This window comes from Pseudomonas sp. MWU16-30317 (assembly GCF_020515695.1).
In the GTDB taxonomy this organism is placed as follows: Bacteria; Pseudomonadota; Gammaproteobacteria; order Pseudomonadales; family Pseudomonadaceae; genus Aquipseudomonas.
On sequence record NZ_JAIWJA010000006.1, the window covers coordinates 112,351 to 126,351 of the forward strand.

Genomic DNA, 14,001 nt, shown 5'->3' on the forward strand with positions numbered 1-14,001 from the left:
GGCTTGCCGCCGAATCGGGCGCAAGCCCCTCGCTACAGTGTTCGTTACGCTCTGGAAGCTTTTTATGCCCCCCGCTGCATTCGATCCCTACGCCTTGCGCACCCGTCTCAAGCCTTTACTGGAGCGCAGCTCGCTGTCGAGCCAGGCGCGCTATTACCAGCAGTTCTATGGACTGGATCTGGCCCATCGCGGCGACACGGTGGAGCGCCTGCTCGGGCAGATGAGGGTAGGGGCGTTCGACATCGTCACTCAGCTGTGGCTACCCGCTCGGCCGGTGGCGACGGTGTTTCTGCTGCATGGCTTCTACGACCATATGGGTTTGTACCGGCATGTGATCGACTGGGCGCTGGGGCAGCAATTCGCGGTGATCGCGTGCGATTTGCCGGGGCACGGTTTGTCCAGCGGGCCGCGTGCGAGCATCGATGACTTCGCCCACTACCAGCAGGTGTTGCACGCGCTGTTCGCCGAGGCCGAGCAGTTGCAACTGCCGCAGCCTTGGCATCTGTGTGGGCAGAGCACCGGTGGCGCCATCGCAATCGATCACTTGCTGCACTGCGGCTCGGACACGCCGATTGGCGGCCAGACTATATTGTTGGCGCCACTGGTGCGGCCGCGCGCATGGGGGTGGTCGAAGCTGAGCTACCGGCTGCTCAAGCCTTTCGTCTCGGGCATCGATCGGCGTTTCAGCGAGAACAGCAACGATCCGGCGTTCATGCCGTTTCTGCAGGCCGATCCGCTGCAGCCCTTGCGCCTGCCGACGGCCTGGGTGGGGGCGCTGGTGAAGTGGGTGGAGAGGATCGAAGCGGCACCGGTGTGTCATCGCTCGCCGCTGATTGTTCAGGGCGATGCCGATATGACCGTCGATTGGCAGCACAACCTGAAGGTGCTGAGCAGCAAGTTCGATCAGCCACGGGTGCTGATGCTGGCGAAGGCGAAGCATCACTTGGCCAATGAGTTGCCGCAGTTCAGGGAGGAGTATTTTCGGTTTCTTGGAGATGCGTTGGGCGGTAGGTGAACCAACGGCATCGATGTTGGCAATACCGGCCTCTTCGCGGGCAAGCCCTGCTTCCACAGGTGTACGGCTATCGAACTGTTAACACTGTGAGAGCAAGGCTTGCCCGCGAAGAGGCCGGTGCACGCCATGCAACTATCAGCCGCCAGTACCCGTTTGCCCCACCGCCAGCCCTGCACGAACCGCCGCCAGCGCGGCCTGGTAATAAGCCTTGCCCTCGGCCGATTCGGCAAAGGTCACGAACTCCTCCAGCTCCAGATCGCTCAGATCGCGATACACGTAGAGCAAGGTGTTGGGCAGTTCGGTACTGATCTGCTCCATCAGCCTTTGCCGCTGCCCATCGAGCATGCCCTGCGCCTGCCCGGCACCCAGCAGGCCAGGGATCATCTGGCTCAGGCTGTCGGCCGCCACGCCAGCGATGGCCAGGCTGACTTCGGCGCCGGCTTCGCGGGCGGGCAGGGCGGTGGCCAAGTGGCCGATGAGCAGCACGCGATCGTCGCTGGCCTGGATGTGCGGCAGGCCCTGAGCGTTCTTGGCCAATTGGTCCTTACGAGTCGCCAGCAGCTCGGCCGCCACGATCTTGTGCCCCAGCGGCGAATCGAAAAACGTCAGGGCGGGCAGCGGATCGACCAGCGTCTGGCGTAATTTGCCTTCGGCGCGGTTGTCCATGGCCTGGGCGGCGAAGCGCTTGTTGCTGTTGTTGACCAGTGCCTGGAACACCGCTGGCGGCAGGCTGTTGCTGTAGCGTTGCTGGGCAGCGGTGAGGGCATCGTTGAAATGCGCGCGTTGTTCTGGCCAGCCGGCGACCTTGTACAACTGGTCGTGGTTGTCTGCCCAGGCGGGCACGGTGCAGAACATGATGAGCAACAAACACAAACGACGCATAAAGACTCCTGTCGGCAGGCCGCTATTGTCCTTGGGCCGGCGTGGCTTTGTCGAGATTTGCAGGCAATCGATGCCCATGAAACATGTGCAGAACGTCGCCAGCCAAGTGGCGCTGTCTGTTTTGCGGGGTTGTGGATACTATGCGCGCCATGCCCATATCCCTTGATGCCCCTGTGCTGTTGCGCGTTGTCGATGACCTGGCCGAGCGTGGCTGGTCGCAGCAGAACCTCTTCCTGCCCCAGGGTCTGACCCTGGAACTGGCGGCTGAGTGCCGTAAACGTTCGCGTGCGGGTGAGTTGGCGCCCGCCGCGGTAGGACGCGGTGTCAGCCAGGAGGTGCGTGAAGGCATCCGCGGTGATCGCATCCAGTGGATCGAGCCCGGCGAATCCGCCCCGTGCGATGCATATCTGCACATCATGGACAGCCTGCGCGAGGTGCTCAATCGCAGCCTGTTCATGGGGCTGGAAGAGTTCGAGTGCCATTTTGCGCTTTATCCGCCGGGGGCGTTCTATCGTCGGCACGTGGACCGGTTTCGCGACGATGACAGCCGCATGGTGTCGGTGGTGCTGTACCTCAACACCGCCTGGGTACCAGGGGACGGTGGCGAATTGCGCCTCTATCTCAAGGGCGATGTTGCTCACGATGTAGCCCCCATTGGCGGCAGCCTGGTGGTGTTCCTGTCTGGGGACATGCCCCATGAAGTCCTCCCGGCCGAGCGAGATCGGCTGTCACTCACGGGCTGGTTCCGACGCCGCCCCAACGAGCCCTTTTGAGATGCACAAGATCCTCGTCAGTCGTTGCTTGCTAGGCCACCCGGTGCGTTATGACGGTGGCTCCAGCGGGCCATTCGATCGCTTGGCGGCCTGGCAGGCCGAAGGTCGGGTGGTGGGCCTGTGTCCTGAAGTGGCGGGCGGTTTGCCGACGCCGCGCCCCCCGGCCGAGATCCCCGGGGGCCAAGGCACGGCGGTGCTGGCCGGGGAGGCGCAGGTGTTGACCGTGCAGGGTGAGGATTTCACTGCAGCCTTTGTACGCGGCGCCGAGATCGCCTTGCGCCAGGTACGCGAGCAGGGCATTCGCATTGCCATCCTCAAGGCCAACAGCCCTTCGTGTGGCAATCGCGAGACTTACGATGGCTCTTTCAGTGGCGTGCGGGTGAGTGGCGAAGGGGTGACGGCGGCGCTGCTGCGCCGCGAGGGGGTGCAAGTGTTCAACGAGCATGAGCTTGAGGCGGCGCAATTGGCGCTGGCGCAATTGCTGTAATGGAGGGTGGCCTTTCGGGCCCCTTCACGAGCAAGCTTCGCTCCCGCAGGTCTATGAACGCTGTGGAGCAAGGCCTGCCCGCGAAAGGGCCGGCCCTGTTTGCACACATCACCGATGCTGACGATGGAAGCTGTCCATGAACTCCGTCAACTTCTGCGCCGCCTGCACTGACAGCGCGTTATAGATCGACGCCCGGACTCCGCCAATCGCCCGGTGTCCTTCCAGCCCCGAAAACCCTAGCGCCCGGCTCTGTTCAAAAAAAGCCTGCTGCAGTTGCGCATTGGGCAGATTGAACGCCACGTTCATGGTCGAGCGATCCGCGCGTGCCGCCCAGCCGCGATAGAAACCGTCGGCGTTGTCCAGGGCGCTGTACAGCAGCTCGGCCTTGCTGCGGTTGATCTGCGCCATTTTCTCCAGGCCGCCGACATCGTTGAGCAGCCAGCGGGTCACCAGCAGCACCACGTAAATGGCGAACACCGGTGGCGTATTAAGGTTCGAACGGGCCTCGATATGCTTGCGATAGTTAAGGAACGATGGCAAGTCATCCGACGCCTGCTGGGCGATCTCATCCTTGACCAGCACCACGGTCACGCCGGCCGGGCCGATGTTTTTCTGTGCGTGGGCGTAGATCACCGAAAACTTCTCGGCGTCGCAGGGCTTGGAGAGAAAGTCCGAAGACATGTCGCAGATACGCGGCACGTCATCGCGGCCCAGCACCCGATGAAACTGCAGACCTTCGACCGTTTCGTTGGCGACGTAATGCAGATAGGGCGCGTCAGCCGAAAAGCTCAGCTCGTCGTCGGTAGGCAGGCGATTGAAGCCGCAGGATTCGCCGCTCCAGATGGTCTTGACCGGACCTTCGCGGCGCGCTTCGGCAATCACCTTGCGGCTCCAGTAGCCCGAATCGATGTACTCGGCAGGGTGCTCCTTGCCGCGTAGCAAGGTCATGGGCACCATCGAAAACTGCTGAGTGGCGCCGCCCTGCAAGAACAGCACGTGATAGTTCTCGGACAGCCCCAGCAGCGTGCGGATATTGCGCTCGGCTTCGTCGACGACGGCGGCGAACCAGTCTGAGCGATGGCTGATGCCCAGAATCGAAAGCCCGGTTTCCGGCACCTCGACGATGGACTGTTGAACCTCTGCCAGCACACTCTCCGGCAAGGCCCCAGGGCCGCCGGAGAAATTCAGGGCATTGCGCGGATTCGTAGACATAACCAAGGGGGCTTCCAGATCAGGTAGTGATCCCCCTGGCATGATCTGCGGCGCGGCGCATGAGCAGGTCCCGGAGGGCGTTCTTTACTTTTTGCATGTGGTACTGCTTGTTCGGGAACACGCTCTCCAGGTCCATGGCGTGGATCACCATGGCTGGATCGATCTCGAACACCAACAACTCGCCGTCACGGGTCTCTGCGCAATCGATGCCGAGGTAGTCGAGCCCGGTACGCTCGGCAATCGCCTTCAGCGCGGCGCCGTGACGTGCCGCAAACGCCGGAAAATCGTCGAGGAACCGCGCTTCTTCCGCTCTGCGCTGCGGGTCTTCGTACATCCGGGCGTTGAGGTAGTGAATCATCCAATTTTCTGACGTTGCCATATGGCAGGCATAAGGTGTGCCATCAATGAGAAACACCCGGGCTTTTCTGAACAGGCCGTCGGCTTTGCTGTAGTCGACGAAGCGCGCGAGGAAGTATTCCTCGGCCTGTACACGGCCCAGGTAGCCATGCACGGCCTCGGCCGATTCGATGCGCTCCAGACCGTGCCCGCCGTGGGTGCCGACCGGGCGCAGGATGATCGGGAAATTGACACCTTGAGTCGCGGTGGCCAGTTCCACGGTGCCGGTGGCGATGGCCCGCAAGGTGTCCGGGGCGATGCGTTGCACCGGGCACATCACCAGGCCGGGTACACCTTGCATCAGCAGACTGGCGGTCTGGCGCTCCGATTGGGGGACGTGTTCGGGTGGATTGATGATCGGTCGCGGCCAGTTGGCCAGGGGCGACTCGAGCTGGGCAAGGGCCTCGAAAGTGCTGTCAGCGGCGCTGATGCCGACCAGCAGCACATCGTGCTCGGGAATCGGCGCCGTCAACGGGGTGCCGGGGCTGATGTAATAGTAGATGAGCTCGATATCGCTGTTTTCCAGCAGGCAGTCGATCGGCACGTTGGCCGACAGCTCGCCGGGGACCATCAGCATCAGCAGGGTCAGGCGCCGCGGTTGCTTGGGGGCAATGCGGTAGACCCGCTGCATTTCCAGCGCCCGGGCCTGAATCTGCAAGCCGAGCTCCTGCTCGTTCAGGCACAGCAGAATGGTCGAAAGATTCAGCCACAGCTCGGGATCGTCGGGGTGCAGTTGCGCCAGATCGAGCATTTCAGCGGCCTGCAGGCTGAAATCGATGCCGGCGATGCTCATGCGCAGGAACGGCGCCAGGCCGATGAAAGCGGTGGCCGGCGGGTGTTCCGGGGTCGGGGTGAAGGTGGTCAGGTGCAAAGTGATATCCCCGCAGCGGGCAGCGTTGGAAAAATGAAATGACTTTAGCATGTCGGCCGGACGGTACGGTTGCCGGGCTATTCGGAAGAGTCCTACGCTTTGCTCGGCGTTCTCTGACATCCATTCTTTGCGCATCGGACTACTCTCGCCGATTTGCGGGAGGCTGGCGATGCGCTGGATAGCAGCAATAGTGATTGGCGTACTGGTGAGTGGATGCGCGGGGGCGCAGCCGCCGGGACAGCATCAGTCGATCAATCGGCAGGGCAAGCCCGACCCTGGCGTCGATGCATGGGGTTCGGGTTCGGCCGACTGGTATCGCTGCCACTTCGAGCCGCACCTGAGCTGGTGCCCCACCGCCGGCGGCGAGGAATAAAAAAAGGAGGCCACCCGGGCCTCCCTTCTTCAACGCTGCAGAACAATCAGAACAGTACGCGGCAACGAATGGTGCCGTTGACCTGTTGCAGTTTTTCCTGCGCCAGATCGGAGTATTCGGCATCGACGTCGATGACGACGTAGCCGACTTTCTCGTTGGTCTGCAGGAACTGACTGGAGATGTTGATGCCGTTTTCGGCGAACACCTTGTTGATCTCGCTCAGCACGCCCGGGACGTTCTCGTGGATGTGCAGCAGGCGGTGCTTGCCAGGGTGAGCGGGCAGGGCCACTTCCGGGAAGTTGACCGACGACACCGACGTACCGTTGTCGCTGTACTTGACCAGTTTTTCCGCCACTTCCAGACCGATGTTGGCTTGGGCCTCAGCGGTGGAACCGCCGATGTGCGGGGTCAGGATGACGTTGTCGAGGCCACGCAGCGGGCTTTCGAAAATGTCATCGTTGGAGCGTGGCTCGACCGGGAACACGTCGATGGCGGCGCCGATCAGGTGCTTGTCCTTGATCGCGTCGGCCAGGGCGTTCAGCTCGACCACGGTGCCGCGGGCGGCGTTGATCAGGATCGCGCCTTTCTTCATCGAGCGGATTTCTTTCTCGCCGATCATCCATTGGGTCGATGGCAGTTCTGGCACGTGCAGCGAGACGATGTCGGCCAGGCCCAGCAACTCGGTCAGGCTGGCGACCTGGGTCGCGTTGCCCAGTGGCAGCTTGGTCAGCGGGTCGAAGAAGAACACTTGCATGCCCAGGCCTTCAGCCAGGACCGACAGTTGTGTGCCGATCGAGCCGTAGCCGACGATGCCCAGCTTCTTGCCGCGGATTTCGAAGGAGTTGGCCGCGCTTTTGATCCAACCGCCACGGTGGCAGGAAGCGTTTTTCTCGGGGATGCCGCGCAGCAGCAGGATGGCCTCGGCCAGCACCAACTCGGCCACCGAACGGGTGTTGGAGTACGGCGCGTTGAACACGGCGATGCCACGCTCGCGGGCGGCGTTCAGGTCCACCTGGTTGGTGCCGATGCAGAAGCAACCGACGGCCACCAGTTTTTTGGCGGCGTCGAACATTTCTTCGGTCAGCTGCGTGCGCGAGCGGATACCGATGAAATGAGCGTCAGCGATCTTTTCCTTGAGCTCGGCTTCAGGCAGCGACTTGGTGTGATATTCGATGCTGGAATAACCGGCGGCCTTGAGGACGTCGACGGCGGATTGATGGACGCCTTCGAGAAGAAGGAACTTGATCTTGCTCTTGTCGAGGGAAGTCTTGCTCATCTGCGTAAACCTGTGTCCCGGAGAAATTGGCAGTAAGTAAAGCGCGGCGCCAACGGCTCGAAGCTCGATTGGCGGGGGGCGTATGCTAGCATATGCACCCCGCAGAACGCCCATCCCTGGCACGTGAATACGGCTCAGGCTGACCATGAATCGTTTGAGAGTTCTATCGATGACCCATCCTGCCCTGATCGATGAGTTGATGAACCTGGTGGAGCCCGGCAAGGTCCTGACCGACGCTGCGTCTCTGGAAACATTCGGCAAGGACTGGACCAAACACTTTCCCCCGGCGCCCCTGGCTATCGTCTTCCCCAAGACCATCGACCAGGTCCAGGCGGTGGTGCGCTGGGCCAACGAGCGCAAGGTCGCCTTGGTGCCCTCGGGCGGTCGCACGGGGTTGTCAGCGGCGGCCGTGGCGGCCAACGGTGAAGTGGTGGTGTCGTTCGACTATATGAACCAGGTACTGGACTTCAATACCGTCGACCGCACCGTGGTCTGCCAGCCGGGGGTGGTTACCGAGCATCTGCAGAACCTCGCGCAAGAGCACAACCTTTATTACCCGGTAGATTTCGCCTCGGCGGGCTCCAGCCAGATTGGCGGCAATATCGGCACCAATGCCGGTGGTATCAAGGTCATTCGCTACGGCATGACCCGCAACTGGGTGGCGGGCATGAAGGTGGTGACCGGCAAGGGCGACCTGCTCGAACTGAACAAGGACCTGATCAAGAACGCCACCGGTTACGACCTTCGGCAGCTGTTCATCGGTGCCGAGGGCACTTTGGGCTTTGTGGTCGAGGCCACAATGCGCCTGGATCGCGCGCCCAAGAACCTCACCGCCATGGTGCTGGGGACCGCCGACTTCGATTCGATCATGCCGGTATTGCATGCGTTCCAGAACAAGCTGGATTTGACCGCGTTCGAGTTCTTTTCCGACAAGGCCCTGGCCAAGGTGCTGGGCCGCGGCGACGTGCCCAAGCCGTTCGAGTCCGACTGCCCGTTCTATGCGCTGCTGGAATTCGAAGCCACCACCGAAGAAGTTGCCAACGACGCGCTCGCCACGTTCGAGCATTGCGTGGAGCAGGGCTGGGTGGTCGATGGGGTGATGAGCCAGAGCGAGCAGCAGTTGCAGAATCTCTGGAAACTGCGCGAATACATCTCCGAAACCATCTCGCATTGGACGCCCTATAAGAACGACATTTCAGTGACTGTTTCAAAAGTCCCGGCGTTCTTGAAGGAGATTGACGCGATCGTCGGCGAATTCTATCCCGACTTCGAGATTGTCTGGTTCGGCCACATCGGCGACGGCAACCTGCACTTGAATATTCTCAAGCCAGACGGTTTGTCGAAGGACGAATTCTTCGCCAAGTGTGCCACGGTCAACAAGTGGGTATTCGAGACGGTGCAGAAGTACAACGGTTCGATATCCGCCGAACATGGCGTGGGCATGACCAAGCGCGATTATCTGACCTACAGCCGGTCGCCAATCGAAATCGAGTACATGAAGGCCATGAAAGCGGTGTTCGACCCCAACGGGATCATGAACCCCGGCAAGATTTTTGCTGTGCAAGACCACTAAGCGCATTGCTTCCAAGCATATTCCAGCAGGCAGAGGAGTCGTTCATGAGCTATCAACACCAGTACGCTGACGGGACCCGGATTCACTATCCGGTCGGGAAAGTGGTCTGCATCGGGCGCAACTACGCCGAACATGCCAAGGAACTGGATAACCCGGTACCTACCGAGCCGCTGCTGTTCATCAAGCCTGGCAGCTGTGTGGTGCCGTCGGAGGGTGGCTTCAAGGTGCCGACCGATCGTGGTTCAGTGCACTACGAAACCGAGATCGCCGTATTGCTGGGCAAGTCGCTGTCGACCAAACCCAGCGAAGAGGAAGTCCTGGACGCCATCAGTGGTTATGCCCCGGCGCTGGATCTGACCTTGCGCGATGTGCAATCGAAGCTCAAAGAAAAGGGCTTGCCGTGGGAAATCGCCAAGTCGTTTGACGGAGCCTGCGTGATTGCGCCGTTCGTGGCGGCCAGCACCTATAGTGATCTGACCGATATTCCGGTACGCCTGACCCTTAATGGCGCAGTGCGCCAGGACGGCAACAGCAGCCTGATGCTCAACCCGATCGTGCCGATGATCCAGTACATGGCGGCATGTTTTTCGCTGCAGGCCGGGGATGTGATCATGACCGGTACGCCAGCGGGCGTGGGGCCGTTGAATCCGGGGGATGAACTCGTCCTTGAGTTGCCAGGTGCCAGCAGCTTCGCTACGACGGTTTTGTAAGAACGACAGATTTGCGGGTCTCTTCGCCGCCAAACGCGCACCCCTGCTTCCACAGGTATCGGCACAGCCTGTGGGAGCAAAGCTTGCTCGCGAAGAGGCCAGTGGCGGGCGCTTACTTCTTCAGGGTTCTCACGCCCTCGGCAGTCCCTAGCAACAGCAGGTCCGCCGAACGTGCCGCAAAGAGGCCGTTGGTCACTACCCCGACGATCGCGTTGATCTGGCTTTCCAGCAGCACCGGATCGGTGATCTGCAGGTTGTGCACGTCAATGATGATATTGCCGTTGTCGGTCAGCACGCCGTCGCGATAGACCGGGTCGCCGCCCAGTTTGACCAGTTGGCGCGCCACGTGGCTGCGGGCCATGGGGATCACTTCGACCGGCAGCGGGAAGTTGCCCAGCACGGGCACCAGCTTGCTGGCATCGGCGATGCAGATAAAAGTCTTGGCCACGGCCGCGACGATCTTCTCGCGGGTCAGTGCAGCGCCGCCCCCCTTGATCAGGTTCAGGCCTTCATCGCTCTCGTCGGCGCCGTCGACATAGAACTCCAGGTCGCTCACCGTATTCAACTCGTATACCGGGATCCCGTGGCCCTTGAGACGCGCAGCGGTGGCTTCGGAGCTGGCCACGGCGCCGTCGAAAGCACCCTTGTGCAGCGCCAGGGCGTCGATGAAGCAGTTGGCGGTGGAGCCAGTGCCAACGCCCACGACGCTCTTGTCGTCGAGCTTGGGCAGAATGAAATCGACGGCGGCCTGGGCGACGGCCTGTTTGAGTTGGTCCTGGGTCATGCGGGCTCCGGAAGCGGGCAGGGTCTATCTGAGGGGGCGCATTATAGCCGTATCCGTTGGCTAAAACCCGGGCGCGTGTGGTCGTTACGCCAGGCGCTGGGTTAGACTCGCCGTCCTTGCAACCACCGCCAGCAGTGATTTTTTCCGATGCTCGAACAGTACGTAAAGAAAATCCTCACCTCGCGCGTCTACGATGTCGCCGTCGAAACTCCGTTGCAGCCGGCCGATCAGCTGTCCCGGCGCCTGGGCAATACGGTGCTGCTCAAGCGCGAAGACCTGCAGCCGGTGTTTTCTTTCAAGGTGCGCGGTGCGTACAACAAGTTGGCGCATCTGACTGATGCCGAGCGCGCCCGGGGCGTCGTTACCGCGTCGGCTGGCAACCACGCCCAGGGTCTGGCTCTGGCGGCGAAGAAGATGGGGGTCAAAGCCACTATCGTGATGCCGCGCACCACGCCGGAGATCAAGGTCGAGGGCGTGCGCTCGCGGGGCGGCAAAGTGGTGCTGCACGGCGATTCCTTCCCTGAGGCGCTGGCTTATTCGCTCAAGTTGGTGGACGAGAAGGGCTATGTCTATGTGCATCCCTATGACGACCCGGACACCATCGCCGGCCAAGGCACCGTGGCCATGGAGATTCTGCGCCAGCACCCGGCACCGCTCAATGCGATCTTCGTGCCGGTCGGTGGTGGCGGGCTGATTGCTGGCATCGCCGCCTATGTGAAGTATCTGCGTCCGGACATCAAGGTCATCGGTGTCGAGCCCGATGATTCCAACTGTCTGCAAGCGGCCATGGCGGCGGGCGAGCGTGTGGTGCTGTCGCAGGTGGGGCTGTTCGCTGATGGCGTGGCGGTGGCGCAGATTGGCCAGCACACCTTCGATATCTGCAAGCATCATGTCGATGAAGTGGTGACGGTCAGCACCGATGAGATCTGCGCGGCCATCAAGGATATCTACGACGATACCCGCTCGATCACCGAGCCTGCCGGTGCGCTGGGTGTCGCTGGCATCAAGAAGTACATCGAACTGTACGGCGTGACCGGGCAGACCCTGGTGGCGATCGACTCCGGTGCCAACGTCAACTTCGACCGCCTGCGCCATGTGGCCGAGCGTGCCGAGCTGGGTGAGGGGCGTGAAGCCATCATCGCCGTGACCATTCCGGAGCAGCCGGGCAGCTTCAAGGCGTTCTGCCAGGCCATAGGCAAGCGCCAGATCACCGAATTCAACTATCGTTTCCACAGCGGCCGTGAGGCGCACATCTTCGTTGGCGTGCAGACCCACCCGGAAAACGATCCGCGCGATGCGCTGCTGGCCAACCTGCGCGAGCAGGGTTTCCCGGTGCTGGACCTGACCGACAACGAATTGGCCAAGCTGCATATTCGCCATATGGTGGGTGGGCATGCCGAGAAGGTCAGCGACGAGCGGGTCATGCGTTTCGAATTCCCGGAACGGCCGGGGGCGCTGTTCAATTTCCTCAGCAAGCTGGGCGGGCGCTGGAATATCTCGATGTTCCACTACCGCAACCACGGCGCGGCGGATGGTCGGGTGGTAGCGGGGCTGCAGGTACCGGAGGATGAGCGTCATCTGGTGGCCGCAGCCCTGGATGCCATCGGCTATCCCTATTGGGATGAGACGGATAATCCGGCGTACCAGTTGTTTTTGGGCTGAACCTGACGACCCCTCCGCCCGCTCCCACAGGATTGCGCGTACACCTGTGGGAGCGGGCTCTGCCCGTGAAGGGGCCTTCGGCATCACGCCATATTTCAGCGCCATAAGGAGCCGAACGCTATGCAAAGCTACAGCGCATTCAAGCTTGGATTTTTTGTTGCGATGGTGCTTTTCGTGGTCAGTGCTGGGGTCATTGCCTGGCGGGCCATGCGCGCCGGCGACGACAGTGCCGCACTGGGCCGCAGCCTGCAGCGGCCATGGGTGTTCGCCTGGGGGTTGATGGCCCTGAGCCTCGCCAGCTTGCCGTTCAGTGGCTGGTGGCTGGCCCACCTAGGCGCCTGGCCGCTCGGGCAGTTGTGGATGCTGGGTGCGGAGCTGCTGTACGTGCTGGTGTGGCTGTTCTGGCTGCTGGCGGTACGCCGCGTCAATCGTCTGCGCCGCGCGCAGGTTTACTCCCGCGCTGCGGACAAGAAAGACGTGGGGGTGCAGCGTAAGCGGGCCTATATCTACGGTGGCGCCTCGGCGTTGTGTTTTGCGGTGATTGTGGTGTTGGTGGCCGTCAAGCCGGTGTAAGACCGGCTATTCGTTGGTGGCCTTGCGGGCCTCTTCACGAGCAAGCTCGGCTCCCAATGTGATGAGTCGTGCATTTTGTGGGAGCAAGGCTTGCCCGCGAAGGGGCCATCAGCCACGCCGCATAATCACTCGCCGCGCAGCGAAATCTCTTTCCAGCCACGGCGCTTGGCTTCTTCGTGCAGTTTCGGGTCCGGGTCGACCACGATCGGGTGGGCGACTTCTTCAAGCAGCGGCAGATCGTTCATCGAATCGCTGTAGAAGTAGCTGTCGTCGAGATTCAGCCCCTGCTCCTGCAACCAGCGGTTCAGGCGCGTCACCTTGCCTTCGCGGAAGCACGGGACGTCGAAACTGCGGCCAGTGTAGCGGCCGTCCTTCATCTCGCACTCGGTGGCCAGCAGGGTGTCGACGCCCAGTCGCTCGGCAATCGGCCCAGTGACGAAGCGGTTGGTGGCGGTGATGATCACAAGCTTGTCGCCGGCCGCGCGGTGCTGTTCGAGCAGTGCGATGGCCTTGGGCAGAATGATCGGCTCGATGCAGTCGCGCATGAAATCACGGTGCCATTCGTCCAGCTGCGCCAGATCGGTAGCGGCGAGAATTTCCAGGCTGAATTCCAGGTAAGCGCCCTGATCGAGCTGGCCGGCCAGGTAATCCTCATAGAATGCATCGTTGCGGGCTTTGTATTCGACCTTGTCGAGAATCCCGCGCTCGCACAGGTAATCGCCCCAGGCATGGTCGCTGTCGCCGCCGAGCAGGGTGTTGTCGAGATCGAATAATGCCAAACGCATGGAATTTCTCACCTACCTATTGATAAACGCCTCACAGAATACGGACTTTTGACAACTGTGCACATAAGGTATGCGGGCGCGTTGCCGCCTTGACAGGCTTTGTGGAACAATGCGGAAACATGCGTTTACGAGGTTGTTGCCGTGATCGACCCCGATGGTTTCCGTCCCAACGTCGGCATCATTCTGACCAATGACGCCGGACAGGTGCTGTGGGCTCGTCGTATCAACCAGGATGCCTGGCAGTTTCCGCAGGGCGGTATCAACCCCCAGGAGACGCCGGAAGAGGCCTTGTACCGCGAGTTGAATGAAGAAGTAGGGCTCGAGCGGCAGGATGTTGAAATTCTTGCCTGCACGCGCGGCTGGTTGCGTTATCGTTTGCCGCAACGCCTGGTCCGTACACACAGCCAACCGCTGTGCATCGGCCAGAAGCAAAAATGGTTTCTGTTGCGCCTGATTTCCAACGAGCAGCGCGTAAGAATGGATTTGACGCCCAAGCCCGAGTTCGATGGCTGGCGCTGGGTCAGTTATTGGTACCCGCTGGGCCAGGTGGTGACATTCAAGCGCGAAGTTTATCGTCGCGCGCTCAAAGAGCTTGCCCCGCGCCTTTTATCGCGCGACTGACGACGGAG

The 14,001-nt window shown here is 61.5% G+C and carries 15 protein-coding genes; 9 read left to right on the forward strand and 6 right to left on the reverse strand.

The genetic code is table 11. From position 1 onward, the window contains the following. The first annotated feature begins 64 nt into the window (after window positions 1-64). Window positions 65-1,015 (forward strand): alpha/beta hydrolase, encoded by a 951-nt coding sequence (locus tag LIX93_RS18080; protein ID WP_226505422.1) that lies wholly within the window; start codon window positions 65-67, stop codon window positions 1,013-1,015. Between the two features lie 135 nt (window positions 1,016-1,150). Here the strand turns inward: LIX93_RS18080 and LIX93_RS18085 are convergent, their stop codons facing one another. Then, window positions 1,151-1,897, reverse strand: coding sequence for a hypothetical protein (locus tag LIX93_RS18085; RefSeq protein WP_226505423.1), 747 nt, complete (start codon window positions 1,895-1,897; stop codon window positions 1,151-1,153). 140 nt (window positions 1,898-2,037) lie between these two features. On the opposite strand from LIX93_RS18085, the gene LIX93_RS18090 reads away from it, so the two are divergent. Both LIX93_RS18090 and LIX93_RS18095 read left to right on the forward strand, forming a co-directional pair. Continuing rightward, window positions 2,038-2,670, forward strand: a complete 633-nt coding sequence (locus tag LIX93_RS18090) for a 2OG-Fe(II) oxygenase (RefSeq protein ID WP_226505424.1) — start codon at window positions 2,038-2,040, stop codon at window positions 2,668-2,670. Window position 2,671: 1 nt separating this feature from the next. After that, window positions 2,672-3,157 (forward strand): DUF523 domain-containing protein, encoded by a 486-nt coding sequence (locus LIX93_RS18095; protein ID WP_226505425.1) that lies wholly within the window; start codon window positions 2,672-2,674, stop codon window positions 3,155-3,157. A gap of 108 nt (window positions 3,158-3,265) precedes the next feature. Here the strand turns inward: LIX93_RS18095 and LIX93_RS18100 are convergent, their stop codons facing one another. Together LIX93_RS18100 and LIX93_RS18105 are read right to left on the reverse strand one after the other, a co-directional pair. After that, entirely contained in the window at window positions 3,266-4,369 is a 1,104-nt protein-coding gene (locus LIX93_RS18100) for a phosphoserine transaminase (RefSeq protein WP_226505426.1), read from the reverse strand. Between the two features lie 19 nt (window positions 4,370-4,388). Continuing rightward, window positions 4,389-5,687 (reverse strand): hypothetical protein, encoded by a 1,299-nt coding sequence (locus LIX93_RS18105; protein WP_226505427.1) that lies wholly within the window; start codon window positions 5,685-5,687, stop codon window positions 4,389-4,391. 118 nt (window positions 5,688-5,805) lie between these two features. Between LIX93_RS18105 and LIX93_RS18110 the strand changes: the two genes are divergently transcribed. After that, the gene (locus LIX93_RS18110; RefSeq protein WP_226505428.1) at window positions 5,806-6,009 is read left to right on the forward strand and encodes a hypothetical protein; all 204 of its coding nucleotides are present in this window, start codon (window positions 5,806-5,808) and stop codon (window positions 6,007-6,009) included. Window positions 6,010-6,055: 46 nt separating this feature from the next. Here LIX93_RS18110 and serA read toward each other — a convergent pair whose 3' ends face one another. Beyond that, window positions 6,056-7,285 (reverse strand): phosphoglycerate dehydrogenase, encoded by a 1,230-nt coding sequence (gene serA / locus LIX93_RS18115; protein ID WP_226505429.1) that lies wholly within the window; start codon window positions 7,283-7,285, stop codon window positions 6,056-6,058. A gap of 169 nt (window positions 7,286-7,454) precedes the next feature. Here serA and LIX93_RS18120 point away from each other — a divergent pair, with 169 nt between their 5' ends. Together LIX93_RS18120 and LIX93_RS18125 are read left to right on the forward strand one after the other, a co-directional pair. After that, on the forward strand, window positions 7,455-8,858 hold the full coding sequence (locus LIX93_RS18120) for an FAD-binding oxidoreductase (RefSeq protein WP_226505430.1): 1,404 nt from the start codon (window positions 7,455-7,457) through the stop codon (window positions 8,856-8,858). 44 nt (window positions 8,859-8,902) lie between these two features. Further along, the gene (locus tag LIX93_RS18125; RefSeq protein WP_226505431.1) at window positions 8,903-9,568 is read left to right on the forward strand and encodes a fumarylacetoacetate hydrolase family protein; all 666 of its coding nucleotides are present in this window, start codon (window positions 8,903-8,905) and stop codon (window positions 9,566-9,568) included. A gap of 112 nt (window positions 9,569-9,680) precedes the next feature. Here the strand turns inward: LIX93_RS18125 and rpiA are convergent, their stop codons facing one another. Then, window positions 9,681-10,352, reverse strand: coding sequence for a ribose-5-phosphate isomerase RpiA (gene rpiA, locus LIX93_RS18130; protein WP_226505432.1), 672 nt, complete (start codon window positions 10,350-10,352; stop codon window positions 9,681-9,683). A gap of 147 nt (window positions 10,353-10,499) precedes the next feature. Between rpiA and ilvA the strand changes: the two genes are divergently transcribed. Next, window positions 10,500-12,014 (forward strand): threonine ammonia-lyase, biosynthetic, encoded by a 1,515-nt coding sequence (gene ilvA, locus LIX93_RS18135; protein ID WP_226505433.1) that lies wholly within the window; start codon window positions 10,500-10,502, stop codon window positions 12,012-12,014. A gap of 120 nt (window positions 12,015-12,134) precedes the next feature. Continuing rightward, on the forward strand, window positions 12,135-12,587 hold the full coding sequence (locus LIX93_RS18140; protein ID WP_226505434.1) for a DUF2269 family protein: 453 nt from the start codon (window positions 12,135-12,137) through the stop codon (window positions 12,585-12,587). Window positions 12,588-12,712: 125 nt separating this feature from the next. On the opposite strand, the gene LIX93_RS18145 is transcribed toward LIX93_RS18140, so the two are convergent. After that, complete coding sequence (locus LIX93_RS18145) at window positions 12,713-13,372, reverse strand: HAD family hydrolase (RefSeq protein ID WP_226505435.1); 660 nt, start codon at window positions 13,370-13,372, stop codon at window positions 12,713-12,715. A 141-nt stretch (window positions 13,373-13,513) separates the two neighbouring features. On the opposite strand from LIX93_RS18145, the gene LIX93_RS18150 reads away from it, so the two are divergent. Next, window positions 13,514-13,993, forward strand: coding sequence for an RNA pyrophosphohydrolase (locus LIX93_RS18150; protein WP_226505654.1), 480 nt, complete (start codon window positions 13,514-13,516; stop codon window positions 13,991-13,993). Window positions 13,994-14,001 lie beyond the last annotated feature (8 nt).